Raw genomic sequence first — 26,326 nt, forward strand, 5'->3', positions numbered from 1 at the left:
CCTAGGAGAAATCCTAGGTTTTATTTTATAAGTTTTTACTTTAGAGAATTAAATTTTTCTACTCATTAGCTTTTATTTGATAAAATATAATAAAGAACAAATACTAAGAGGTGTTACACGTGAAAAAGGTAATTAAAGTTGTAGGAGCAGTAATCTTTTCTGATAACAAAATCTTATGTGCTCAAAGAAGTGAGTCTATGTCTTTACCACTCATGTGGGAATTTCCAGGTGGTAAGATCGAAAAAGATGAAACAGATGTCGAAGCACTTAAAAGAGAAATTAAAGAGGAAATGAAGTGCGACTTAGAAGTTAAAGACAAAGTTACAACTACTACATACGAATACGATTTCGGGATCATTGAACTAACTACATATCGTTGTGTTTTAAATAAAACACTACCTACTTTAACAGAACATAAAGAAATTAAGTGGTTAGCGGCTAATGAATTACACCAATTAGAATGGGCACCTGCAGATATACCAGCTGTTGATATTCTTGCAAAAGAGGGTTAATAAAATGGAAAAGCTGATCAAGGACTTTAATCAATCATTACAAAAAGGTTTTATAGATCGTTCCATTTCACACCAAGGCAACTTTGCACCTAAGTTACTTATTAATAATAAAAAAGAAAATGTATTATCTACCATTATAGATGAACTACATAAATGTCGTGAATTTACGATTTCTGTAGCATTCATCACGGAAAGTGGTTTAGCTAGTTTAAAATCTCACTTATACGACCTAAATCAAAAAGGCGTAAAAGGAAGAATATTAACATCAAATTATCTCGGCTTTAATAGCCCAAAAATGTTTAGAGAATTATTGAAGCTTGATAATATAGATGTTCGTTTAACTGATATAAAAGGATTTCATGCTAAAGGCTATATCTTTGACCACGAAAATTATTCTACATTGATTGTGGGTAGTTCTAATCTTACATCAGATGCACTTAAACAGAACTATGAACAAAACTTATTTTTATCAACTCATAAAAACGGAGATCTCATTTATCATGTTAAACAGCAATTTGAAAAATTATGGAATGATAGTTTTATTTTAAATGAAGAATGGATTAAAACTTATGAAGAAACATTTCAATATCAAAAGGTCAAAGATTTCAAGCAAATTGTTGAAATTCAAAAGGAAGCTGAGAAAAAATTAACGATATCGAAAGAAATCGTTCCCAATATCATGCAGGAAGAAGCTCTCAATTCATTAAGGAATTTAAGAGATAAGAAAGCAGACAAAGCATTAATCATTTCTGCAACTGGTACCGGTAAAACAATATTATGTGCTTTAGATGTTAGAGCCTATCAACCAGAAAGAACGTTGTTTATTGTACACAACGAAGGAATTTTGAAAAAAGCAATCGAAGAATTTAAAAAAGTACTTCCATTTGAAGATGATAACGAATTTGGCTTGCTAACAGGTAAGAATAAGAAAATAGATGCAAAATATGTGTTTGCTACGGTTCAAACAATTTCTAAACCTGATGTATATAAAAAGTTTAGTGAAAATCATTTTGATTACGTTATTTTTGATGAAGCCCATCGTTCTGCAGCTAGATCATATTTACGTGTATATAATTATTTCAAACCTAAGTTCTTATTAGGTATGACTGCTACACCTGAGAGAACTGACGAACGTAATATATTTGAAATGTTTGATTACAACATTGCTTATGAAATACGTCTTCAAAAAGCGCTTGAAAGCGAAATTTTATGTCCTTTTCATTATTTTGGCGTAACGGAATATGTGAAGGATGAAGTTGAAGAGGATGACCCTAAAGCACTACAAAAATTAGCTTCAGATGAAAGGGTACACTATATACTTGAAAAAACACATTACTATGGCTATTCAGGTGATGTTCTAAAGGGACTTATATTTGTTAACAATGTGTCAGAGGCTAAAGAGCTAGCAACAAAACTAACTTCACTAAACGTTCCAACGGTTGCTTTGTCAGGTGAAGATTCTCAGGTTTATCGAGATGAAGTAATGCAGCAATTAAAGGACGGCGTTATTAACTATATTATAACTGTGGACCTTTTTAACGAGGGCATCGACATTCCAGAAGTTAATCAAGTTATTATGTTAAGAGCAACTAAATCTAGTATTATATTTATTCAGCAACTTGGGCGAGGGCTACGTAAGAGTACGAATAAAGATTACGTAACGGTGATAGACTTTATTGGTAACTATGATAATAACTATTTAATACCTATTGCTCTGTCAGGCGATCAGTCACAAAATAAGGATAATTATCGTAAGTTTCTAACGGATAATACTGTGTTAGATGGCGTGTCTACAATTAATTTTGAGGCAGTTGCTAAGACCAAAATATTTGAGTCTTTAAACAAAGTTTCATTAAATGGAAAACTCGTAATTAAAAATGCTTTTAATAAATTAAAAGAACGTTTAGGTCGAACGCCTATGTTGATGGATTTCGTTGAACAGCATTCTATAGATCCCAATGTCATCCTAGATAACTTTAAAAACTACTATGAATTTCTACGCTATGTAAAATGTATGGATAACGTCCTAACAAGTAATGAATCTAAAAATCTTACGATGCTGTCACGTGAAATTATGTCGGGTATTCGTGATGTAGATTACTTAGTATTACAATCATTAGTTAGATCGTCAAAAAACCAAGAAGAACTTCTAGAAGATGTAAGAACAAAGCGTAATACAATTACTTTAAGTGATGTAGACACGGCACTAAGGATTTTTGATTTTTCTTATTTCAAAAATGATATTGAAAAGACTTATGGTAAGCCACTAATTGAGACTAATGGTGAAAAGATACGAGTAAGTAAAACTTTAGTGGAAGCCATGAAAAAACCCCCGTTTAATCTGTTATTTGAAGATATTATGAAAGTTAGTATGTTTAAGAACATAAATTATCATAATTCAAGTTCTGAGTTAGAATTATATAAAAAATATACGCGAAAAGATGTAATCAAAATACTTAATTGGAAAAGTGATGAATCAGGAGTTGTAAACGGCTACAAGATGAAGTATCAAACTTGTCCAATTTTTATTAATTATCATAAAGAAGATGATATTAGTGAAAATACTCAATACGAAGATCGTTTTCTAAGCCAAGATGAAATGAAATGGTTCACAAGATCACCTAGAAAATTAACATCTAGTGAAGTGCAACCTATATTAAATCATAAGGAATCGAATTCACTAATTTATCTTTTCGTAAAAAAAGAAAGTGCTGAAGGTATGGAATATTATTACCTAGGAAAAGCGAATGTCATTGACGGAAGTGCTGAAGAAGACCATATGCCTAATGGTAAAAGTGTAGTAACAATGCGATTAGGTTTAGAAACACCTGTTAGAGATGACATTTATAGATACATTGTTCAAACTTAATAAAAAACTTTTGTGAGGTTAGAACTTGCTCGTTCTAGCCTTATTTTTGTGAATAAAATCTAGACTAATTCCTAATTTTTTAAATAATTGTTACCTATACCCTTTCAATAGCTTTCACCCAAACTTTTTGTTACAACGGGTGTATACATATATCAACTTTTTTAGGAGGCTATGTTATGAATGATGCATGGTTTGAACAACTTCCGATTGATCCGATAGTACATGTAACGGCTGTTGGTGGCGGTTCTGTCAATGAGGCGTTCCGTATTGAGTCGACGCATGAGACGTATTTCTTGCTGGTACAGCCTAATCGTACGGTTGATTTTTATGCGGCTGAGATTCAAGGTTTGAAGGACTTTGAGAAGGCTGATGTTACGGCTCCTCGTGTGATTGAGTCTGGTGAGATAGAAGGGAATGCATATCTTCTACTTACTTTCTTAGATGAAAGTTATGAGGGTGACCAACGTGCACTGGGTCATCTTGTTGCGAAACTTCATCAATATCGTCTTAATGAAACGAAGTTTGGCTATGATTTACCATACGAAGGTGGCGATATTTCGTTTGATAATACGTGGACGGACACGTGGTCTGAGTTATTCATTGAAAAGCGTATGGATCATTTGCGTGACATCCTTGTATCGAAAGGGCTTTTCAAGGAGGAAGATGTGAAGCAGTATGAAGCGGTTCGTGAAATTATGGTTGATGAATTGAAGGCGCATGAGTCTGAGCCGTCGTTGTTGCACGGGGATTTATGGAGTGGCAATTATATGTTCTTGACGAATGGTCAGCCGGCGCTATTTGATCCTGCACCGCTTTATGGTGATCGTGAGTTTGATTTAGGTGCGACGAAGGTGTTTGGTGGTTTCTCTCAAGATTTCTATGAGGCTTATCATGCGGCGTATCCGCTTGATGAGGGCGCTGAATTGCGTATTGAGTTCTATGCGCTCTGGTTGTTGCTTGTGCATCTTGTGAAGTTCGGCGATATGTATCGTCATGGTGTGAATCGTTCGATGTCTAAAATCTTAGAAAGTGCGAATGCTTAGTTAAAAGGCCTTTTCAAAAGGTTAATAAATATTATGAATAAATTTATATGTCATTTATATCATTTAGGTATGCTAAAGATGTACGATTAAATTTATATGTAAAGGTGAGGTAACGATGAATACGAAGAGATTAGTTGGACGTATCACGGGATTATGTGCAGTAGGTGTACTATCTATGTCGCTTATGATGCCACATGGTACAGCGCATGCGTAGGATACATATGATTCGATGACGGATCTAATGACAGAAACGACTAAAGGTGAGGACTGGGTGATTGAGACGCTAAATGAAGGTCGTAAATCGTTAGTTATGGCGCCACATGGTGGAGGTATTGAGCCTGGTACGTCAGAGGTTGCGAAGCGCATCGCGAGTAACACGATCTCAAGTTATTATACGTTCAAAGGTATGCGCGCATCTGATAATAGTGAACTACACGTTACGTCGTCACATTTCGATGAGCCAAAAGCGTTAGAGATGGTAAAGACTTCGAATAAGACGGTGTCGATTCATAAGACGAAGCAGTCTGAATATGACGTTTATATTGGTGGTTTAGACAAAGACTTGCAGGCGAAGATTAAAGACGAGCTCGAGGCTCAAGGATTTCGTGTAGCTGCTGGTACGGACGGCATAGCTGGTACGAACCTTGATAATATTGTGAATCGCAATCAAAAGGGTGCTGGCGTGCAACTGGAGCTATCAAGTGACACGGTCAAGACGTTCTTCAAAGATGGCGACTTAAGTCGCTCTGCGCGAAGTAATGCGCAAAATTATACAGAAGAGATGGATAAGTTTGTTCAAGCGGTAGATCGCGGTATCACACAATAATTGATATATGAATTTCCCCACGCGTAAGTGAGGTCGCTTCTGACTAGATGGTGTCAGGAGGTAGACTTCAAGGCGTGGGGATTTTATATGTCGTTCATGTAACCATTGCCGTTCCAATATTTCACAACGGCTTGGTTATAAGCGTGTGCGGCTTCCTTATCCGTCTCGAAATAACCTAGAAAGACTTGGCGGTCACCAAGCGAAATCATGGCGCGATACTTCTTCGAGCAGGCCGTCGATTTGTGGTAGGACACACCTTTATATGGGCATGAGCTATTCTTCTGTGGTTGGCGATAACGGTATTTATGTGCGTCGATACCAATGTTTTGGCGCGTGAAGTCGAGGTTCTTCTCCTTTTGATAAGCGTGGTTAACACCAGTTATGTACTTCGGCAGTGCCACCTTTTTCCCTTCTATAAAAGCCAAACAGCGTCTCGTTTGATGTGCATATGTAATATGCCAAAGAAACGCATTAACACGTTCATAATCTTGATCATCTACTAATATATAATCATCAATATTTCTTACATATACTTTTTTAACCACGAATCATGACCTCACATTCATTTCTTAAAGGCGAACTACGTAATAAACGAAACATTTTAAATATCATTTTATATTTTACAATACCTTTATAAGCGTGTAAATCTGATTTTTCAAATCTGTTTAGGTGAATTTGTATAATTCAAAATTTTGTTGAAATTCGTAATGAAAACGATTACTATAATAGAGATAAGGTCATCAGATGACTTAATCAATTATATGAATGCCTTAAGGTGTGAGGGGTTGGTTTATATGATGATGCTCGTAGCATTAAGTGCGGTCATCGTGCCGTTCTTATTTTTAGTTGTTCTACGTATGTCTGCTTTAAAAGGGATGATTATCAGTGCAATCGTAGTGACAACGCTAGGTCTTTTCGTTTGGGGAATAGAAACGAAAGCCGTTTTAGCATCTATTTTACAAGGTACACATAAGACATTAACGATCTTACTGATCTTATTTGGTGCGTTGGTATTATTAAATACATTAAGAGGTACTGGTGCAGTGGACCGAATTAACCAAGGTTTCCAAAGTATCTCAGACGATATGCGTGTACTTGTGATTATTGTAGGATTCTTATTTGGATCATTAATTGAAGGTGCGGCAGGTTTCGGTACGCCAGCAATGGTTACAGCGCCGTTAATGTTAGCACTTGGGTTCAGACCTTTAACAGCCGTAACTGCTGCCTTGATTGCGGATAGTACATCTGTGTCTTTTGGTGCAGTAGGGACACCAGTAATCGTTGGTTTGAGTACGTTAAAGCATGCGGACCGCACATTGTTCTTTGATACAGGTGCGACGATTACATTAATCGACTTAGTAACAGGTATGTTAGTGCCATCAATCATGGTGTTAACAATGGTATTGTTCTTTGGTAAGAAGGACAAACTGAAGTCGATTCTTGAAATCTTACCTTGGACGTTATTAATCGGTATCGTGTATTCATCTTCAGCGTTGCTATACGCGCATGTCTTTGGTCCAGAATTCGTTTCAATTTTAGCGTCGTTAACAGGTATTATCGTAGCTGTGTTAACTGCGAAATTTAACTTCTTAATTCCTAAGAAAGTATGGCTTGATGTTCTAGACGACTCGTTCAAGCGTAAGACGACAAAGTCCGATATGAACTTATTTGCAGCTTGGTCTCCATACTTAATTGTAGTAGCGTTATTATTATTAACACGCGTGGTGCCTCAGTTAAAGGCCTTCACGTTAACTGCAATTGATTTATCATGGAATCAGATTCTCGGCTTTGAAAAGATTTCTTCAGGATGGGCGATCTTGTACTCACCTGGAACGATTTTAGCGTTAGCTGCAATTTGCGCCGTATTTATTCAACGTAAGTCATTTAGTGTATTCACGACAGCAAGTTTAGATGCCTTGAAAACGATTAAAACAACAGGTATCACGTTAACGGCTACACTTGCGATGGTACATGTTTTTAGTAACTCAGGTATTAATGCGAATGAACTATTAAGTATGCCGAAATACATCGCGAATGGTATGGTACAAGCATTTGGTGACAACTGGGTATTTATTTCACCATTCTTAGGTGCCCTTGGTTCATTTATCACAGGTAGTGCGACAGTATCGACGTTAACGTTTGCGGAAGTTCAATATAATATTGCAGAAGCAATTGGTATGAACACGAACGTTGTACTCGCGTTACAAGTTATCGGTGGTGCAGTCGGAAATATGATTTGTATCCATAACGTAGTAGCCGCTTGTGCAGTTGTTGGTATGGAAGGTAAAGAAGGTAGCGTTATCCGTAAGACATTAGGACCAGCAATGTTCTATTGCTTAATTGTAGGTATTAGCGGCTTTATCTTCATGACATTTATTCTTTAATTTTCATTATGAAAAGGCGTCTCGCTTGGTGCGAGACGCCTTGTTTATTTGGTTCTAGAGAATTATAAGATGAATAGGAGGCGTCTCGTATGATGCGAGACGCTTCCTTTTTTGGTTTTAGAGATATGGGTGCTTGAAGTTATCACGGTAGGTGATGTTAAGGGCACTGAAACTTGATGAGGAAACCGTCATCAAGTCTCAGACTGCTTGAAACTTGATGACGAAATTTTAATCAAGTCTCAGAGCCTTTGAAACTTGATGAGGAAATTTTAATCAAGTCTCAGACCGTTTGAAACTTGATGGTGAAATTCTAATCAAGTTTCAAATCCATATTATGAACCCTTGAGCTTAAAATTGAGCAAATTCGTACCTGAATAATCGAAGTGTCGTTTGCATATATGTCTTAATTTCCATTCGAGTATATCTTTGCACCAGTATTGAGCTTGTTTGAATGTGAATGGCTTCCCAGTTATATGGTATAAATCTTTTAAGCTACTAAGGATAGCCTCATTAATATCGAATTTTTTACAACAAAACTTACATGTAAAGTTGCGATACCTACTTTTATAAATAATTGGATCGAGAGTACCACAATGTATACATTTAAGGCCAGGTTGTAATTCGTTAAACTTATATGGTCGTGTAGGTTGATAATGGGAGAAATAGTCAATTTGTTGGGCTTTTAAAAAGTGATAAACTTTAAAATCCTTTTCAGAGGAAGGTCCGAAGAATGATGAAATTTTATGAAGTTCTGTAGGAAGCAGGTAAGTGCTACGGTTAGGTAAATCACCGTGAAGGGTGAAAGTAGGGTTTGTGTAAACAATGTAAGCTTTGAGGTCATAATGAATTTGCTTAGAAGAAAGTAATCGCTTAATTTCATTCTTTTGCTTGATAAGTTGCGAATACGGATTAGGAATTTCAAATTCAGTTGCGGTCCGCATTGCATGATCTTTAGCATAATAATCACCAGTGTAATTTTTTATCTCGAAAAGGTAGACGTTATAGTTATTGACGATGAGATAATCGATTTCAAGGGGGTTGTAAGTGTTGTAGTAAGCATTGTGGAGGTATAGTATTTCTTTGTCTTGCAAAAAGGATTCATAAAAGAGACGCTCGCCCTCAATTCCAAGTTTTAGCTGTTTGATTTTGAGGGCTATCTCTTTATTAGGCGCGCACCGGTTTTCAATAGCGAGCCAATATTTATTAGGGTTGTAGTCGTTCATGGTACCAACTCATTTCACATTAATTAATTTAATAATAACATAAAATAATTTGTGAATGATATATCAATGAAAATGATTTAAGTTGGTAATCGCTTACTCAAGATACGGCTCCATAAGAATGACAACCTCTTGTGCCTTACGCTTATAGTTCTTGTTATTATGCGTACAATAATCGTACATAACACCCAAGATCGCTGACGTTAAAAATACAAGCAACGTCTTTTCTTTTAAAATTGGATGATCTTTATATTCACTTTTTAACTTACTAAAGATTTCCTTTTTAACATTATATTCGAACTTTTTTAAGAATATGGAAGATATTGAACTATTAAAGAAAACTCTAAATACCAACTTATTTTGGTTGAGAAATTTAAACCATCTTATCGTACCCGCTTCAAAGTCAGGCGATTCGCGATATTTACAGATTTCAATAAAATCATTGATATAGTCATCCATAATATGTTCAACGAGTTCAAATTTATCGGTATAATGGGCATAAAACGTACGCCTAACAATATTTGAGCGTTCACAAATATCGGTAACTGTAATTGCTTCAATTGTATCTCTTTCTAGCAATTTAAGTAAACTTGTTTTTAAAGCATTCTGTGTTTTAATCATTCGTCTGTCCAAAGAATCTCTCCTATTAATGCATAATTTGAAATTATGTGTAATATGGTGATGATACAGTGCTTAAAATGATTTCATCAGTCAAAAATCATTTGTAGTTATTCTACCATTTGCGATTTAAAACACAAGTTGAGTAATATCTTTGAAAGTTGATTGTAATATTTTTGGAATATTTTGACAATATTAGAGTGGACGGAATTCGTAACTCGGTTGTAAATCCGTGTTAGCGTTAGGAGTTAATTGAAACTTGATGACGAAACCGTAATCAAGTCTGAGGGCTGTTGAAACTTGATGACGAAACCGTAATCAAGTCTGAGGGCTGTTGAAACTTGATGACGAAACCGTAATCAAGTCTCGGGGCTGTTGAAACTTGATGACGAAACCGTAATCAAGTCTCGGGGCTGTTGAAACTTGATGACGAAACCGTAATCAAGTCTCGGGGCTGTTGAAACTTGATGACGAAACCGTAATCAAGTCTCAGGGCTGTTGAAACTTGATGAGCAAAACTTAATCAAGTCTCAGGGCTATTGAAACTTGATGACGAAACCGTGATCAAGTCTCACCTTCAACCCATAATAAAAACACCTCCGAAATTCATTCGGAGGTGTACCAAATTTTAGCGAACAAGCTAGGTGCGCATCAACCGCACCATCACACGCTCACAATAACTATCTAAATCACCCTAAATTAGCGGTTGATTTGGTTATTTGATTTAGCAGAGAATTTACTATGAACAACCATCATATCTTTAATACGTTTTTCAGCTAAGTGCTCAGCTGCACTTACTGGTAAGATGTCTTGTTCTTTAGCAATGTTAAAGATTTTATCCATTTGATTGTAGATACCTTTAACTTTAGCAATCGCACGATCTTCGTTATAACCTTGAAGTTCGTCAGCAACGTTAATTACACCGCCTGCGTTTACAACGAAGTCTGGTGCATAAACGATACCTTTGTCTTCTAACATTTTACCGTGTTTTTCAGTATCTAATAATTGGTTGTTTGAACTACCGCATACTGCTTTAACTTCTAATTGAGGGATAGTGTCGTCGTTTAGGATTGCACCTAACGCACATGGTGCGAAAATGTCAGCTTCTACACTGTAGATGTCGTCAACGCCAACTTTTTCAGCATTGAAATCATTTACAACACGTTCTACCGCTTCATCATTGATATCTGTAACAACAAGTTTAGCACCTGCTTCGTGTAAGTACTCACATAATGTGTAAGCAACGTTACCTAAACCTTGTACTGAAACTGTTTTACCTTCTAAGTCGTCAGTACCGAATGCTTCTTTCGCAGTACGTTTCATTGCGTAGAATACACCAAGTGCTGTCTTAGGACTTGGGTTACCACTTGAACCGTATGATTCACTGATACCAGTTACATAAGGCGTTTCTTGATAGATGAAGTCCATGTCTTCAACAGTCGTATTCACGTCTTCAGCTGTGATATAACGACCATCTAAACTATTGATATAGCGACCTAAAGCACGGAAGAAAGCTTCTGATTTATCTTTCTTAGGGTCACCCATAACAACTGTTTTAGCACCGCCAAGGTTAAGACCAGCTGCTGCGTTTTTGTAAGTCATACCTTTAGCTAAACGCATAACGTCTTCAATCGCTTCTTCTTCTGTTTCATAATTCCAGAAACGACAACCACCAAGTGCAGGTCCTAATGTTGAATCGTGGATACAAATAATTGCTTTTAAGCCACTTGTTTTATCATGGCAGAATACTAATTGTTCATAATCGTATTGTTCCATTTTTTCAAAAATCATGTTTCGTACGCCTCCCAATTGTTTGTATTATAGAAGTATAAAGATTTATTCGTTTGTTAATCATATACTTTTGAAAAGTCCTACAATATATACTTTATAATTAAAGAATACGTTATGTCAAAAAAGAAAATCCTTTAAAACAGTAATGTGAAAGCGATTTAAAGTGTTTTAATAAATGATAATATTGAGATAATTTTTCAATTAGGTGTCATATATGGGCTCAGATTATTGATTGAAAATTATAACAATAAAATTTGTCTTTAAAACGATTTGAACTTTAATTTTATTAAGCAGTTCATTCTAACGCGTATTATTTCTTATGTTACTTTTGAAAAGAAGAAATCTTAGGAGGCTTTTAAAAAATGGCAGACGTATTATTTATTAATATCGGACCAGAAGGGCACGTGAATCCATCACTACCAATTGTCAAAACGCTTGTTGATATGGGCGAGAATGTTACAGCTTACGTTGGTGATGGCTATGAAGATAAATTTAAAGCAACTGGCGCAAACATCAACACGCTCTCATCGGAGACGATGCTTGAAACATTCTTAAGTGAACGCCGTGAAAATTTATTTAGCGTGATAAATGGTCTCGTTAAGATGTATACACTTGCTTTACCGAAGATATTAGCGAATATTGAAGGTAAAACGTTCGATTACATCGTCGCGGATTCCATGTTCAGTGGCGGCTATGCGATGGCTCAAAAACTTCAATTGCCTCTCATTTCACTTGTTTCATCGTTCGCCGAAACTGAAGCAGACTTTGATGATAAGATTAAGCTCATTAGTAAGACAGTTCCCGTAGCGGATAAAACCTATGAAGACGAGCGCTTTAATGAACTGATTGGTGAACTTAACAACGCTATGGGTCTTGAACTGTCGAAGCGCTATGAAATCATGAATAACCCGGGAAATATGCATATCAGTGCCGTGCTTAAAGGCTTCCAATTTGAAAATCACGCGTATCACGACGACGCATTTACATTTATTGGACCTAGAACGTCTGAAGCCAATCAAGATGACACGTTTATGGATGATATTGATCAATCGAAACCAATCATTTATATCTCACTCGGAACGGTATTTAATGAAAACATGGCGTTCTTTAACCAATGTATCGAGGCGCTTAAGGACCTCGACGTTACGGTTATCATGTCCATTGGTAACACGAACGATGTGGCCGACTTCGAACATCTGAGTGATCAATTTATCGTTAGAAATTATGTGCCACAAAAGGCTATACTTAAGCAGGCTGATGTGTTTATGACGCATGCTGGGATGAATAGTACCAATGAAGCGATAATGGCGCACGTGCCGATGCTCGCATTTCCGCAAAGTGCCGACCAACCATTCGTGTCGAAACAACTTGAGGACTTAGGGTTAGGTGTGAAATTGAACTCAAGTACCGTTACAGTCGATGACATTAAGTCACACGTTAATGCCATTCTTGAAGAAAAGGCCCAATACCAACAAGCGCTTGAACAAGTAAGCGCAACTCATTGCGACTTAGAAGTGGTTAAAGAAACGATCCGAAATTTTAAACAAGCACAAAAGATTAAACAGTAAAGGGGATTCATAATGTCCAACGAAGACGTATTTAAAAACTTAGCAAATAAATACGATGTACCCGAACGTGTGGCGCTCGCGAACATCATTGCCTCAGAATTAAGAAACCATATTGAAGCTGACCATGAGCAAACGCTTATAGATTATGGCGGTGGCACAGGGCTCGTGTCACTTCAACTTATCGATTTATTTAAACATATTACAATCATGGATGCTTCTCGGGAAATGATAGACGTCGCGACATCGAAAATTGAAACTGAGGATTTAAAAAACGTTGACTCAATGCATATCGATGTGACTAAAGATACGAGTGACGCATCGCTACCTAAAGCTGATATCATTATTTTATCGCTCGTTCTACTACACGTTACGGATAAAGTGACATTACTCAAGCAATTACGCAACATGTTAAAGGAAGATGGTGCGATATATATTGTTGATTTCGATAAAAATGAACGCGTGACGCATCCGAAAGTCACTAACGGCTTTACAGAGGAAACGCTTCAAGTATTATGTGATAAAGCTGATTTAAAATACGAAGGTCGAAATGTCTTTTATAAAGGTGAAAAGATATTTGTAAAAGAAGATGCGGAAGTATTTGTCGCGAGAATTACGCGATAATGTTACACGTGAAACAAATTTCTGTTTAATCGTGAAAAATGCGCTAACACGCGACTAATGAGACAAATCGGTGTAAACTTACAATCCTATAAATATGAATTTCGTAAACTTAATGCTACGCTTGCCTTGAATGACACATTTTAAGGGAGGCGTTCTTTATGGTTTTAAGTATCTTAGGTTTCGTTCTTGGAATAGGCTTCATTGTATTCGGAATCGCTACAATCGTTTTTGGTCTGTACCAAATCATGTGGCCATTAAGTCAACGAAAACATAAAAGTTATCAAAAATATATCTTGACCTTTGGCGTACTAACTTTAATTTGTGCAATATCATTAATCGTTTTAGCTGGTATATTTAATTAGACTCCCATTATTTATAGGCGATACTTAATATGTTTGAACGGTAGAATTAGTCCAAATGTGTCGTAATAAATTTGAGTTTCATGACATATTTATATAACATAAGAATTGTTGAATTTATTTTTAAAATTTATATTATCAAAATTCATGAAACTTTAAACGCTATTTCTACACGAATGAGGAGGATAATAGTGAAATTCATGCCTAGATTATTTGGTTTCTTATTTCAATTAAGTGTGACGCTGCTCGTTATACTTTGTATCAAATACATCGCTAATTTTGTATTTAAGATGAATTTGAATTGGCCATTAGTTGATGACATCCCATTCTTACCATTAATTTTACTCTTCTTTGTCATCTTATTTGGGATTCTTTATGAAGTCACTAAAAGAAAGGCTCGAAAGTAACACGTAATTCATAATCTTGTTAATTCAGTGCATGTATCCAAGCAACCAACATAAAAAGGATGAAATGCAAGCGGTTATCCCGCATGGTTTCATCCTTATTTTTTATGTCTTTTCGACATTTGGCTTTGAACCTTTTAAAGGTTTATTTGAAGTTGGTTTAAACATAAATATGAATACCACGAGTCCGATAACGTTTGTGATAATAAGGAATATCGCTGGCGCATACTTACCATTTTCAAGGGAGCCTAACAGTGTCAGGATAAACGGTGTTGCGCCCCCAAATATAGCCGTCGCGACATTATATATAATAGAAAGAAATTTCATACGCACGTTCGTGTGCGTAATTGCAGGTAGTGTAGACGGCATTATACCTACGAAGATGGACAGCATGATCGCATACACCATAACTGCGATAAATACGCTAACCACATTACCCATATTGAGTACAAATACGGTCGGAATCGCTAATAAAATGTACAATATAAAGCCTATTACAAGTAAGCGTTTATTATTATATTTATCACTTAAATAACCAAAGATAAATATAAATGGAATAATTAATAATAACGAAATCGCATTAATAATCGTTGAAGATTGATCTGACATGGATAAGTCATTCTTCAGGAATGAAGGCAGATAAGTTAGGAACATGTAATTGTTGACGTTCAGAACTGCCACGGCTATTAACATGACAAACGCTTCTTTCTTATAATTCTTCAACGCCTTGAATAAGCTTTGCGTCTTCTGATCAACATGATGTTTAAACGTTGGTGTTTCATCGAGCTTCGTTCTTAGATAGAAGACCATTAAGCCAAACGGTGCCGCCAAGATAAATGGTATGCGCCAACCAAAGGCCTCCATCTGTTCTGTCGATAAGTTGAATGACAGAATAGCAACTAGAATCGCTGCGAACGCATTACCAACCATCGTTCCCATTTCAAGACCACTGGCTAGACGTCCACGTTTCTTATCAGGCGAACTCTCAACAATATACGTCATCGCGCCACTGTATTCGCCACCCGTTGAAAAGGACTGTGCCATCCTAACTAAGAGTAGTAAGATAGGAGCGAAGATACCGATTTGATGGTAGGTCGGTAATACTCCAAGTAGTAAGGTCGATAATGCCATGATTGAGATTGTGGTGGTTAGCACAATTTTACGCCCGAATTTATCACCGATTGCACCAAAGACGATTGCGCCAATTGGTCTGACTAAAAACGCGAGCGCAAACGTTCCGAATGTATAAAGTAAATTTTCACTCCCACCTGTGTTTGGGAAGAAGTTTGCACTTATGTAGACCGCTAATTGCGCGTAGAGCGCGAAGTCAAACCATTCGAGTGCATTCCCCATAGAAGTTATGATAACTTTTCGTTTTGCTGATGCAGAATTAACGTAATTGACGTCTCGTTGCATCACAATCCCCCTTTATTCTTCTTTTTTAAAAGCCAAAAAGTTATACTTATTATTAATCTTAACGCTTTAAATTGCATAAACAACCTTATTAGAGCTTTTAAATAAATTAATAAATAAATTTATATCACGAGAACTAATTTATAATGTAAATGTGCGTCTTTAAATATATATGATATATTAAAAATATAATTTCTTAGGAGGCACTTACATATGAAGAAACTTATTACGTTAACCTTGGCAAGTATGTTATTATTAGGTGCTTGTTCAGCAAGTGAAGAGAAAGAACCTGATAAAGAAGCGGTTAAAAAATCTAAATATGACTTAGTTTACTTCGAGCAATTATCTAATGGAGATAAAGACGAGTTACGCGTTGAAATCGGTTATAAAAAAGACGGCAAAGTTAAACATTTTACTACATCAAGCAAGAAATTATATGAACATATCCTAAAAGACGAAAATGCGAAACCATATGTGGTTAAAGATGGTAAGAAATACCACGTCTATCGCACACCTTACATGACATATTCAGGCAATGAAATCGAAGGTGAAGTGACGGGTAAAAGCGAAGTGAAAGATAAATAATGAAGAAAAAATTATTATATAGTTGCTTAAGTTCGCTCTTGATATTAGGCACATTAACGCCTTATGTTGATGCGAAAGGTGGATCATCAGGCGGTTCAAGTTCAAGCAGCAGTAGTAGTGCATCTAGTAGTTCTGGCGGTGCACGAAGTTCAGCAAGTTCGAGTGCACGTTCCGTTCGCACAAGCGTCCAAGCCAGTCGCCAAGCGAGTAGACAAGCAAGTCTAGCATCACGACAATCAAGCTTAAAATCTGGTATGAAGAAACGCCATCATTCATCTGGTAGTTCAATGGCACCACCGCCTTTTATGTACGATTTCAGATCATCGCTAATGAAGCAACGTCAGTCAACAATGTTTTACAACAATTCATTAATGTACTGGATGTTATTGTCTGGTCACCATAACCTTGATCAACAAAGAGCACTATTACTCCGTCATAAAAAGCCCAAAGAAAAACTCTATACCGTGGAGATTAAAGATAAAAAAGGCAAAGAGCACCTCGTAGTCGTGACAAAGAAAGAGTACGATATGGTTCAAAACGGCGAGAAAGTTAAATACGCAAATGGTAAATTGCAGAAAGTAAAATAGAAGCTATAAATCAAACCGTTAGTAGGACTAACGGTTTTTGTTTTGTTAGAAAGTTATACTATTTTAAGACTTTATGATTTATAATATTTTAAGTGTTACAAATTATTATAAAATATGAATTAATGAAAACTTGTCATGATTTATATTTAGAAGTGAAAGAGGGGTTCTATAAGTGAAAAGGTTAATAGTCTTAAGTCTAGCTAGTTTAATTGTCTTAACATCATGTGGTCATGAAGATAAAAAAGACGATGAAAAGAAGACAAGTGAGGAAAAAAAGAAAAAGGATCAAAAGGAAACTAAGGATAAGAAAAAGAAGGAGACTCAGGATGAAAATGAAGCAAAAACTCAAGAAGCTAAAAGTACTGAAGTAAATGAGAATATTAATAATCAAACAACAAATACCAATAATCAAAACACAAGTATTCAAGTTAATGTGAATAACATAACTGATCGAAATACATTAGTTAGTGTACTTAATAGTGGTAACTATAGTGAGATTGAAAAAATCCACGCGTATAACTCCGCGGTAGCTAATGGAGTAATACCTCAAGGTAATGTTATGGAAGGACCAGCTATAAAAGCTTATGAAAGCTCCTTAAGAGTTGAAAACGGTGAAGAAAAATCTATCTACGACATGCATGAAGAAAATAATTCGGAGAACCATCGCACTCCAGAAGAACAGGCTGCTCATGAAGCGTGGGTAAACGGTCAAATTGAATGGAGTAATGCGACTTCTGAGGAACGAGAGCAAATAAGACAAGATAGAATGGAAGAAAATGAAGCTGAGTATGACGAAGAGAGTTACTAAATAACTTAGTTGAGAAATATAACAACCGAAACTTTTCGTAGCTAAATCTAATTAAAATTTTTATAATTAAATATTAATTTTAGTGTTCGTTGACTTATTTAGCTACTGTGATAGTATGTGTAGCGGTCTAAAAACATTTTAGAAAGGATCGAACACATGGCTAATAAAGAAAAATCGTTTTCCAATGTTTTTACGTATGCCTCTTCTATCGTAGGTATACTTGTACTTTTAGGTGCCATTTTCCCTGATCAATTTGGACAAGTTTCAGGCGATATCGGTGCTTGGATTACAGAAACATTCGGTTGGTATTACATGCTTGTTTTTACAGGTATTTTATTTTTATGCATCTTTCTGATTTTCAGTCCAATCGGAAAGCTGAAATTAGGTAAACCTGATGATAAGCCAGAATTTAGAACAGTGTCATGGCTAGCAATGTTATTTAGTGCCGGTATGGGTATCGGTTTAGTGTTCTACGGCTCATCAGAACCGATTTCACATTACTTATCTCCGTCGACTGCCGACCCTGAAACTAAAGAAGCACTTAAAGATAGCTTAAGAGCGACGCTATTTCATTACGGCTTCCATCCATGGGCAGTTTATGGCATCGTTGCGTTATCTCTAGCTTATTCTCAATTTAGAAAAGGCGAAGTAGGCTTAATATCTAAAACATTACGCCCAGTTCTAGGCAAACACGTAGACGGAATTCCAGGCATCATCGTCGACGTACTCGCTGTATTTGCGACGATCATCGGTGTCGCGGTTTCGCTAGGAGTAGGTGCGATGCAAATTAACGGTGGTCTAAATTATCTATTTGACGTACCGAATAATAAAGCCGTTCAAGGTATCATTATCTTAGTAGTAACTGTATTGTTCTTATATAGTGCTTGGAGTGGTTTAAGTAAAGGTATTCAATACTTAAGTAACTTGAATATGGGGCTAGCAGGCATTCTTTGCCTAGCTTTACTTATTCTAGGCCCTACAATCTTCATTCTTAATATGATGACTAGTTCTGCAGGTAACTATCTCAACTCACTGATTTTCAATAGTTTTGATGTTGCACCTTTAAATGAGCAAAAGCACAAATGGTTACAAACTTGGACAATCTATTATTGGGGTTGGTGGCTAAGTTGGAGTCCATTCGTGGGTATCTTTATCGCCCGTATTTCAAAAGGGCGCTCAATCCGCGAATTCATTTCAGCAGTCTTACTCGTACCAACTGTAATCAGTATTATTTGGTTTAGCGTCTTCGGTATGACAGGTCTCAAAGTAGGTCAAAGTCATGAAAAGATTTTAAAAATGAAGCCTGAAACGCAGCTATTTGGTATCTTTAATGAATTACCGATAGGTTTCTTATTATCAATGGTCGCGCTATTATTAATCGCATCATTCTTTATCACATCTGCTGACTCAGCTACTTTCGTACTTGGTATGCAGACGTCATTCGGTCGTTTAACACCTTCAGGATTCGTTAAAATTGTATGGGGTGTGATGCTTTCTGCAATCGCATATGTATTATTACTTGCTGGTGGTGAGACAGGACTCGCAGCGCTACAATCTGCAGCCATCATCTCAGCACTACCATTTAGTATTGTTATCATTTTTATGGCGATAGCCTTTTACAAGGATGCGAACGAGGAACGTAAATTCCTTGGCCTCACGATAAAACCTAATAAAAAGCGTATGCAGGAATATCAAGCTTATCAACGCGATCATTAATACGATATAAGTGCACAGTGTCTTTACGGCACTGTGTTTTTTTACGCTTTAAAGTATAAATAATTTATTTAAATAAATATTTTTGCATTATTAGTGATATTTGTTACAATTGAGTTGTAATCTCTTTGTAACATTTTGGAAATGTTTTTGTTACTTTTGCTGAGAAAAGAGTTAGGGGAGTTATACGCATCTTTGTCAATCGCATAATCTCTTGTTATTAAATTTGGAACCGTTGCATTGTGAAAAGTAAATTAAAAGGGGTAATGATTATGAAAAAAGTAGCTAAGTATTCTATTTCTTCAGTTATCCTAGGGAGTGCCTTAGTATTAGGCGTCAACACAGATGCAAGTGCAGCTGAAAAAGTAGATGACGTTCAAGTCGTTGACACTGCAGAACAAGCGGTTAAGCAAACTACTGGCCAAAATCTTAAAGACGATTACCGTTATCTAAGCATTGAAGAGAAAGGTCACTATTATAAGTTAAGAACAGTTTATAAGTATGGTGCTGGCAAAGATCGTATGTATAAAGTGTACAAGAACGGTCGCGTTAAAGAAGGTACGATGCCTTTAGGTAAGGACGATTGGGTTTTTCAAACCATTGGAAAGGTCCAACCCGGCCAGAACGAATACAAGATTAATTTAAATGAAAGTGAGCGTAAAGCATTTGATCCGCCTCAACGCCGTTTAGATGTCGTTTATAACCTGCATGTTTTAAGAGACCAGAAAAATGTCGGTATCATCACAGACCATCAATATTATTTACTTGCTTCAAACATCCTTAACTCAAGACTAAATGGTTATCAAGCAGACCAAGATGTACTTGATCACGAGCATGAAGATAGCTTTTATCAAGGTTAATAGAAATACAGAAGAAGCTAGGAATCTTCCTAGCTTCTTTTACATAATTAAATTCCAAATGACGATATTTAATTCAGTTCGTTTCATTTATATCACCTCATAGGATACTTTATTATAACGCATTTAATTCGTATTTATATCTATCTTAAAACTATCTTAAATCTACATTCTCCAATATCAATTATCTATATTTATATGTAGAATTAATATTGAGGTGACATGATGAATTCTAAAGTATTAATTATTGAAGATGATTTAGATATTCAGGAATTAATTAAAATAGCTTTAACTTCTAAAGAAATTGGAGAAGTTCATACTGCCGACGATATTTCAAGTGGTAAAGAGATGCTTGAAACTTACTATTATGATGTGATTTTATTAGATATTAATTTGAAATCTGAAAGTGGTTACGAATTAATTAAATATATTAAATCAACCGAAACTAAAATAATCGTTGTGTCCGCTAAGGACACAGAACTCGACGTTTATAAAGGGTTCGAACATGGTGCGATTGATTATGTGAAAAAGCCTTTTGATCCTTTGGAGTTGTCCTACCGTGTTAAAGCACATATTAAAAAGAAGACCTTACATCGTAACCAACATTTAACGGTTAATTTAGATACGACTGAAGTTTATAACAATGAGGAGAAGGTTTATTTAACATATCGTGAGTACGAGTTGTTACATTATTTTATTGTAAATCAGAATCAAATTCTGTCTAAAGAACAACTGTATGAACATGTTTGGGGGTACCATACGGCCCTCGATGACAATACACTTATGGTACATATTCGTACATTAAGGAAAAAGGTAGAACAAAATCCAAGAACGCCTGAACTTATTCAAACTGTAAGAGGTAAGGGCTATATTTATAGGAGCTTGTCATAATGAATAAACGACTCACATGGACGTTCATTAAGTATTTGGCGCTTTTTTTCATTACTACAGTTATACTTTCAGTAGTCGTATTTTTTATTTTGCTTTTCCAAATTGTCTATAGTCAAAGCGACAATATTGAGATTATAGATGAAATGTACTTTGAGTTTAATGTAGATAAAAAAGATGGTGCTTATCAAATTTCTAAAGATTTTAAAGATAATCTAAGGGAAGAGAATCTTGAGTTTTATCTTATCAATGATAAAGGTAAGGAGCTATATCCCAAAAAAGGAAGACAACTTAAGGAGAGAATTGCGACACGTTATCATTCAACTCGAATCATGCCATGGAAGAAGAATGTGAATGGTGTCATTATAAGTAAAAAGGCGAAACCAGTTAAAGTTAAAAACTTAAGAGAACTTGATACGACACGTATCATTAAAAGCTTATATATACGTAGCTATAATCCTGAAAAAATATATTTAGAAAATAATAAAATTAAGTTTCATTCTAATGAGCTTTATACTCCTTTCGAATTTAAAGATAATTCAACTGGCCCTATATCTTCAAATAAACCAAACGAAATGAAAGCATATAAGATAATGATTTTAACTCTCGTTGGAGCCCTAGTTATTAATATACTTTTGGCAAGTTTAATCGCATTTTTAATCTCACTTAAACTGTCGAAACCGTTAAAATACTACCTTGCTTGGATTGAGAACTTGTCAGAAGGTAAGCTTTATAAACCTGGGAATAAGACGATATCACGTCGCTCTAAGAAGTTATATCGCGAACTCGATTATTCAATTACTGAGCTAAATCAAAAGCTTGTTCAAGATAGTATGTACCGTAGCCAGATTAACTATTATAAGCAAAAGTGGTTAGGACAAATGTCTCATGATTTAAAATCACCGCTTACATCTATATATGGCTACGCAAAAATATTAACGGTTAAACCAGAAATGCTGCCCCAATACAATGACCTGATTATTAAAAAAGCTGAATACATGAATGGTTTAATCGAGAGTCTAAATGAAAACTTTAAATCTGAAACAAGTCAGATGGCAAAACATAAGGAGAAGTTTTCGATTGAAGAAACGATTAATCGTATCACGACTACCATTCAGTACGATCAAATCGAAGTGGTCAATCATACGTCTGATATGCATTTCTACGGTAACCAACTCTATATTGAGCGTATGCTAATGAACCTCATCGAAAATAGTATTGAACATAATATTAAACATCCGTATATCAAAATAGAGCTTTTCGAAATGGAACATGGCATTCAGTTACATTATTATGATGATGGAAAAGGAATAAAAGATTTCGAACTTGCTTCTACAGAAAATAAGACGACTAAAGTGAACCATGAGAATCATGGATTAGGGTTTTCAGTCATTTTAGATGCCGTAAAATTTCATGACGGGCACTTTGAAAATATTGAGACCGAAAGAGGCGTTCACTTTAAAATCACACTAAAGTCAGCCATTGAATAGAATTTAATGTTATATTTAACGAGAGCTAAACGATAAAGTTTAGCTCTTTTTATATATAAAATGTGAAAAGTTTGAAGAATAATTGCGTAAAGCATAAACTTACACTAAATAGGCGTGTATTTAAGAATAGGTTAAAGCTAGCGTGAAAGGGCGTTTAAATTGAAGGATTTCTTAAAAGTATTTAAACCTTTAATCATGGTCTTTATAACGATTGCGATCATTACGCTAAATTTCAATCAAATTAAGAAGGCAATCTTTAATGGTAAATATCAAGAGAATATGCCGAAGATATTTGATAGTAGTCGTAAAACTCATGGGTTTGGTACCTATGCATACGGTCTGAAATTTGATGGCAAGGATAAACATTATGGCATAGATTATGATTTGCCGATTGGTACTAAAGTTAAAGCAGTTGAAGATGGAACGGTAACGCGTGTGTTTAAAGACAAACTAGGTGGGAACGTGCTTCAGATTAGTGAGGCAAACGGTACGTATCACGAGTGGTACATGCATCTCGATAAGATTAAAGTTCAGACAGGTGACCACGTTAAGAAAGGTGACATCATCGCTTTGTCTGGGAATTCAGGTAGACAAACGACAGGACCGCATTTACACTTCCAAAGAATGAAAGGCGGCGTTGGTAATAAGTATGCCTTTGATCCAAAGCCTTATATTGAGGAAAAGCCCAACAAAGAAAACGCGTTGTATGAGTTAGAAGATAAAAAATAGCCCGTCCTTGAAAGAGGAACGGGCTAAAATTATGAGCAAAATATCAGTATACATTTAAGATATATGAAACACTTCATATAGATTAACAGGGGGTATTTATATGAAAGTTGTTGTAATTGGAGCATCAGGTACAATTGGAAAAGAAGTGTCACAGAAATTAAAAGAACTCAATCATGATGTTATCGAAGTAGGTTTATCATCAGGTGATTATCAAATCGATATAACTAAAGTTAATGATATAAAACAAATGTATAACGACATCAAAAACATTGATGCGGTAGTAAGTGCAACTGGTGCTGCTACATTTCAATCTTTAAAAGAAATGACGGTAGAAGATAACCAAGTTGCTATTAATAGTAAGTTATTAGGGCAAATCAATCTTGTGCTAATTGGGCAGCATTACCTTAATCATAACGGTAGTTTTACTTTAACTTCAGGAATCATGATGGATGATCCTATTGAATTAGGAAGTTCTGCTGCTATGGCTAATGGTGGCATAGCGGGGTTTGTTACTTCGGCAGCTATAGAGTTGCAAAATGGTTTAAGGATTAATAATGTGAGTCCTAATGTAGTTGAAGAAGCATTAGATAAATATGGTGACTTTTTCAAAGGATTCAATCCAAGAAAAGTATCAGAAGTTGCAAATGCATATGTTAAAAGTGTTGAAGGAAAGCAGACTGGTCAAACATATAAAGTTTATTAATGTAAAAAAGAGCTTAGGACTAAACCAATGAAATAAAGCAGTTAAGCTTTATTTCATACAATCCTCAAAACAGCTGACTCAGAGGGCGGGGCCCCGGCAAAGAAAACGCGTTGTATGAGTTAGAAGATAAAAAATAGCCCGTCCTTGAAAGAGGAACGGGCTAAAATTATGTGATTATTCGATTATTTGTTTTCTAATGCCTTACTTAAATTCTTAACGTTTTCTTTCATAAATGACTGATATGTTTGGTCTTTACTTTGCTTCTTAGTGATTGCTTCCATGTTGTTAAACTTAAGTGGCTTAGCGTCGGTATCTTTACGAATGACATCCGTAATCTTCGTAGAAATATTTTCTTCATATAACACATATTTCGCATCTGAATCATTAATTTCTTTAACGATTTTCACTAAGTCTTTTTGAGTAGGGTCTTCTTTATTCATACTTTGAATACCTTGTTGCTTAAAGCCGTAACGTTTAGCTAAGTAACCAATTGAATCGTGAGAAATGAATACTGTTTCACCTTTATGATCCTTTGTCTTAGCTTTTAAGTCTTCATCTAAAGCTTTTAAATCTTTGTCGACTTTCTTAAAGTTTTTCTCATAGTCAGCTTTATTGTCTGGGTCTTTCTTAACTAATTCATCTTTAACTTCTTTTGCCATAGATTGTGCGATTACAGGATCTAACCAAATGTGTGGGTCATATTGACCATGGCTGTGGCCGTGATGACCTTCGTCATGACCATGTTCATGTTCTTCTTCCTTATGACCTTCTTCGCCATGCTCATGCTCGTGCTCGTCTTCTTTAAGTGCGTCTTCGTGGTGTCCATGGTCGTGACCTTCTTCACCATGATGATGGTGATGTCCTTCCATTAACATATCTTTAGATAGTCCTTTTTCAATAGAAAGTTTTTTATCTTCTTCTTTAATCGATTTAGCAATTTTTTTCGCAACAGGGTCTAATGTGTCGCCTGTATACACAAATAAATCTGATTTATTTACGTCTAAGATGTCTTTTTGAGATGGGTCGTACGTATGTAAATCCGCACCTTCAGGGTATACAGATTCTACTTCTACATGCTCGCCACCGATTTGCTCAACGAGGCTCGTTAAAGGATAAATCGTCGTCTTTACATTTAGCTTATCTTTCTTTTTATCATTAGAGTTTGAATTGCCGCAAGCTACGAGTAAGAGCGCTAATGCGATAACACCAATGATACTAATAAATGATCTCTTCAAATTTGCCACTCCTTAAATAGTAATGTTTACGATTTATAATTATATACCTATTTTTCTTAAATGAAAAGCCATTTTAATAAAATATTTATTTTAAGATTTTAAACCAACTACAAGCGGGCAGTCTGAAGTTTGTCTTACGTAAGACTGCCGGACCTATTAAAAAGTATGTTTAACAAAGCGTCGTTTGATTGCCATAACGATGATAATGACAATAACGACGATTAATCCGACGCCAGTAGTTACAATACTACCCTCTAATCCAAAATTATCACCATTAAAGATGGCGTTAGTCTGATCAGTCACAGTTAGCAATAATGATTCTTCAATCGGAATTCCACTAACTTGAATACCAAGGATTGGTCCTAACATAAAATTCCATAAACAATGGACGCCTGCCACAAACCATATGCTATTCGTCATGTAGAATAATAGAGAGAAAATAATACCGAAGATAAATAGATTAATTATAGGCAAGATGTCCAAGCCTGGATTTTGAAGATGGAATGCTACAAATAAAATCGAGTTTATAATGATTCCAAGCGTAACCCCTTTTTGACCAGCTATCGCGTTCATAATAAACCCTCTAAATAATAATTCTTCAGCGAAGCTTTGGAATATATAAGCTACCAAGAATGCTAGAATGACATTTACTTTGAAGTTGTCGTTAAATGAAACTTCATAGCCTTTTCCAACGAAAATAACAGCGAATATCGTTAGAATTAGGCACGTACCGAATAAAGCGCCTAAAATGTAGAATTTGAGAAATCCTTTTTTATAGATGCCAATAGAGTGAAGTGTACGTTGTTCAATGAATTTATTTGTGAATAAGAGTAGTAGAATCGTTATAATAAAGAAGATAAGCATATCTAGAGGCATGCCATAGCCGCTATCATATAGTAGCGTTAGTAATGATTCGAAAGCTTCTTCGTCTAAAAAGAAAGAAGGTAAGTGGTGCAACCAGTTAAAGAGTTCGGGTGTTATAATGAAGAAAATTAAGAAGGCATAAAGGATTGTAAGCCAAAATGTGCCTCTATATGAAAACTGGGTTGATTCGATGCTATCGTTTAATTTAATCATGATGTTGACTCCTTTGGTGTAAATTA

25 protein-coding genes are annotated in these 26,326 nt (G+C 35.6%); 18 read left to right on the forward strand and 7 right to left on the reverse strand.

What is annotated here, in order from left to right:
* Positions 1 to 119 precede the first annotated feature (119 nt).
* From ACF3N8_RS03250 to ACF3N8_RS03265, 4 genes are all read left to right on the forward strand, one after another.
* A complete protein-coding gene (locus ACF3N8_RS03250; RefSeq protein ID WP_009382257.1) occupies positions 120 to 512 on the forward strand; it encodes a (deoxy)nucleoside triphosphate pyrophosphohydrolase in 393 nt (130 codons plus the stop codon).
* A 4-nt stretch (positions 513 to 516) separates the two neighbouring features.
* On the forward strand, positions 517 to 3,381 hold the full coding sequence (locus tag ACF3N8_RS03255; RefSeq protein WP_392450243.1) for a DUF3427 domain-containing protein: 2,865 nt from the start codon (positions 517 to 519) through the stop codon (positions 3,379 to 3,381).
* A gap of 176 nt (positions 3,382 to 3,557) precedes the next feature.
* The gene (locus ACF3N8_RS03260) at positions 3,558 to 4,424 is read left to right on the forward strand and encodes a fructosamine kinase family protein (RefSeq protein WP_009382255.1); all 867 of its coding nucleotides are present in this window, start codon (positions 3,558 to 3,560) and stop codon (positions 4,422 to 4,424) included.
* Positions 4,425 to 4,653: 229 nt separating this feature from the next.
* On the forward strand, positions 4,654 to 5,250 hold the full coding sequence (locus ACF3N8_RS03265) for a poly-gamma-glutamate hydrolase family protein (protein ID WP_392450245.1): 597 nt from the start codon (positions 4,654 to 4,656) through the stop codon (positions 5,248 to 5,250).
* Positions 5,251 to 5,333: 83 nt separating this feature from the next.
* Here the strand turns inward: ACF3N8_RS03265 and ACF3N8_RS03270 are convergent, their stop codons facing one another.
* Complete coding sequence (locus ACF3N8_RS03270) at positions 5,334 to 5,795, reverse strand: AP2 domain-containing protein (RefSeq protein ID WP_009382252.1); 462 nt, start codon at positions 5,793 to 5,795, stop codon at positions 5,334 to 5,336.
* Between the two features lie 249 nt (positions 5,796 to 6,044).
* On the opposite strand from ACF3N8_RS03270, the gene ACF3N8_RS03275 reads away from it, so the two are divergent.
* Positions 6,045 to 7,634 (forward strand): L-lactate permease, encoded by a 1,590-nt coding sequence (locus tag ACF3N8_RS03275; RefSeq protein WP_017176677.1) that lies wholly within the window; start codon positions 6,045 to 6,047, stop codon positions 7,632 to 7,634.
* A gap of 332 nt (positions 7,635 to 7,966) precedes the next feature.
* Here ACF3N8_RS03275 and ACF3N8_RS03280 read toward each other — a convergent pair whose 3' ends face one another.
* From ACF3N8_RS03280 to ACF3N8_RS03290, 3 genes are all read right to left on the reverse strand, one after another.
* Positions 7,967 to 8,857, reverse strand: a complete 891-nt coding sequence (locus ACF3N8_RS03280; RefSeq protein ID WP_017176676.1) for a nuclease-related domain-containing protein — start codon at positions 8,855 to 8,857, stop codon at positions 7,967 to 7,969.
* 93 nt (positions 8,858 to 8,950) lie between these two features.
* Positions 8,951 to 9,487, reverse strand: coding sequence for a TetR/AcrR family transcriptional regulator (locus ACF3N8_RS03285; RefSeq protein WP_017176675.1), 537 nt, complete (start codon positions 9,485 to 9,487; stop codon positions 8,951 to 8,953).
* Between the two features lie 684 nt (positions 9,488 to 10,171).
* Entirely contained in the window at positions 10,172 to 11,263 is a 1,092-nt protein-coding gene (locus ACF3N8_RS03290; protein ID WP_238102025.1) for a Glu/Leu/Phe/Val dehydrogenase, read from the reverse strand.
* A 362-nt stretch (positions 11,264 to 11,625) separates the two neighbouring features.
* Here ACF3N8_RS03290 and ACF3N8_RS03295 point away from each other — a divergent pair, with 362 nt between their 5' ends.
* The 4 genes from ACF3N8_RS03295 to ACF3N8_RS03310 all read left to right on the forward strand — a co-directional run bounded on the left by ACF3N8_RS03295 (position 11,626) and on the right by ACF3N8_RS03310 (position 14,218).
* On the forward strand, positions 11,626 to 12,831 hold the full coding sequence (locus ACF3N8_RS03295) for a macrolide family glycosyltransferase (protein WP_238094055.1): 1,206 nt from the start codon (positions 11,626 to 11,628) through the stop codon (positions 12,829 to 12,831).
* 12 nt (positions 12,832 to 12,843) lie between these two features.
* Positions 12,844 to 13,452, forward strand: a complete 609-nt coding sequence (locus ACF3N8_RS03300; protein WP_009382228.1) for a class I SAM-dependent methyltransferase — start codon at positions 12,844 to 12,846, stop codon at positions 13,450 to 13,452.
* A gap of 158 nt (positions 13,453 to 13,610) precedes the next feature.
* Positions 13,611 to 13,814, forward strand: coding sequence for a hypothetical protein (locus ACF3N8_RS03305; protein ID WP_009382227.1), 204 nt, complete (start codon positions 13,611 to 13,613; stop codon positions 13,812 to 13,814).
* A 197-nt stretch (positions 13,815 to 14,011) separates the two neighbouring features.
* Positions 14,012 to 14,218, forward strand: coding sequence for a hypothetical protein (locus ACF3N8_RS03310; protein WP_235044491.1), 207 nt, complete (start codon positions 14,012 to 14,014; stop codon positions 14,216 to 14,218).
* Between the two features lie 102 nt (positions 14,219 to 14,320).
* Here ACF3N8_RS03310 and ACF3N8_RS03315 read toward each other — a convergent pair whose 3' ends face one another.
* Positions 14,321 to 15,631: an MFS transporter gene (locus ACF3N8_RS03315; protein WP_238102024.1), complete on the reverse strand. Its 1,311-nt coding sequence runs from the start codon at positions 15,629 to 15,631 to the stop codon at positions 14,321 to 14,323.
* Between the two features lie 210 nt (positions 15,632 to 15,841).
* Between ACF3N8_RS03315 and ACF3N8_RS03320 the strand changes: the two genes are divergently transcribed.
* From ACF3N8_RS03320 to ACF3N8_RS03360, 9 genes are all read left to right on the forward strand, one after another.
* Positions 15,842 to 16,213, forward strand: a complete 372-nt coding sequence (locus tag ACF3N8_RS03320; RefSeq protein WP_238102023.1) for a hypothetical protein — start codon at positions 15,842 to 15,844, stop codon at positions 16,211 to 16,213.
* Positions 16,213 to 16,800, forward strand: coding sequence for a hypothetical protein (locus tag ACF3N8_RS03325; RefSeq protein ID WP_238094056.1), 588 nt, complete (start codon positions 16,213 to 16,215; stop codon positions 16,798 to 16,800). Before ACF3N8_RS03320 ends, ACF3N8_RS03325 begins: the two co-directional genes overlap by 1 nt.
* Positions 16,801 to 16,972: 172 nt before the next feature.
* Entirely contained in the window at positions 16,973 to 17,608 is a 636-nt protein-coding gene (locus ACF3N8_RS03330) for a hypothetical protein (RefSeq protein WP_009382217.1), read from the forward strand.
* Between the two features lie 156 nt (positions 17,609 to 17,764).
* Positions 17,765 to 19,324 carry a BCCT family transporter gene (locus ACF3N8_RS03335; protein ID WP_009382216.1) on the forward strand — a complete coding sequence of 520 codons (1,560 nt, stop codon included), beginning with the start codon at positions 17,765 to 17,767 and terminating at the stop codon, positions 19,322 to 19,324.
* 269 nt (positions 19,325 to 19,593) lie between these two features.
* Positions 19,594 to 20,181, forward strand: a complete 588-nt coding sequence (locus tag ACF3N8_RS03340) for a hypothetical protein (protein ID WP_009382215.1) — start codon at positions 19,594 to 19,596, stop codon at positions 20,179 to 20,181.
* 222 nt (positions 20,182 to 20,403) lie between these two features.
* Complete coding sequence (locus tag ACF3N8_RS03345) at positions 20,404 to 21,069, forward strand: response regulator transcription factor (RefSeq protein ID WP_009382214.1); 666 nt, start codon at positions 20,404 to 20,406, stop codon at positions 21,067 to 21,069.
* Positions 21,069 to 22,556: a HAMP domain-containing sensor histidine kinase gene (locus tag ACF3N8_RS03350; protein WP_009382211.1), complete on the forward strand. Its 1,488-nt coding sequence runs from the start codon at positions 21,069 to 21,071 to the stop codon at positions 22,554 to 22,556. The genes ACF3N8_RS03345 and ACF3N8_RS03350 overlap by 1 nt, the downstream gene beginning before the upstream one ends.
* Positions 22,557 to 22,751: 195 nt before the next feature.
* A complete protein-coding gene (locus tag ACF3N8_RS03355; protein WP_392450421.1) occupies positions 22,752 to 23,285 on the forward strand; it encodes a M23 family metallopeptidase in 534 nt (177 codons plus the stop codon).
* Positions 23,286 to 23,385: 100 nt separating this feature from the next.
* Positions 23,386 to 23,988, forward strand: coding sequence for a short chain dehydrogenase (locus ACF3N8_RS03360; protein WP_009382206.1), 603 nt, complete (start codon positions 23,386 to 23,388; stop codon positions 23,986 to 23,988).
* Positions 23,989 to 24,170: 182 nt separating this feature from the next.
* Here ACF3N8_RS03360 and ACF3N8_RS03365 read toward each other — a convergent pair whose 3' ends face one another.
* Both ACF3N8_RS03365 and ACF3N8_RS03370 read right to left on the reverse strand, forming a co-directional pair.
* Entirely contained in the window at positions 24,171 to 25,223 is a 1,053-nt protein-coding gene (locus ACF3N8_RS03365) for a metal ABC transporter solute-binding protein, Zn/Mn family (RefSeq protein ID WP_009382204.1), read from the reverse strand.
* A 156-nt stretch (positions 25,224 to 25,379) separates the two neighbouring features.
* Positions 25,380 to 26,300 carry a CPBP family intramembrane glutamic endopeptidase gene (locus ACF3N8_RS03370; protein ID WP_238100869.1) on the reverse strand — a complete coding sequence of 307 codons (921 nt, stop codon included), beginning with the start codon at positions 26,298 to 26,300 and terminating at the stop codon, positions 25,380 to 25,382.
* Positions 26,301 to 26,326: the final 26 nt, after the last annotated feature.

The sequence above is a fragment of the Staphylococcus massiliensis genome (assembly GCF_043186315.1).
GTDB classification, from domain to species: Bacteria; Bacillota; Bacilli; order Staphylococcales; family Staphylococcaceae; genus Staphylococcus; species Staphylococcus massiliensis.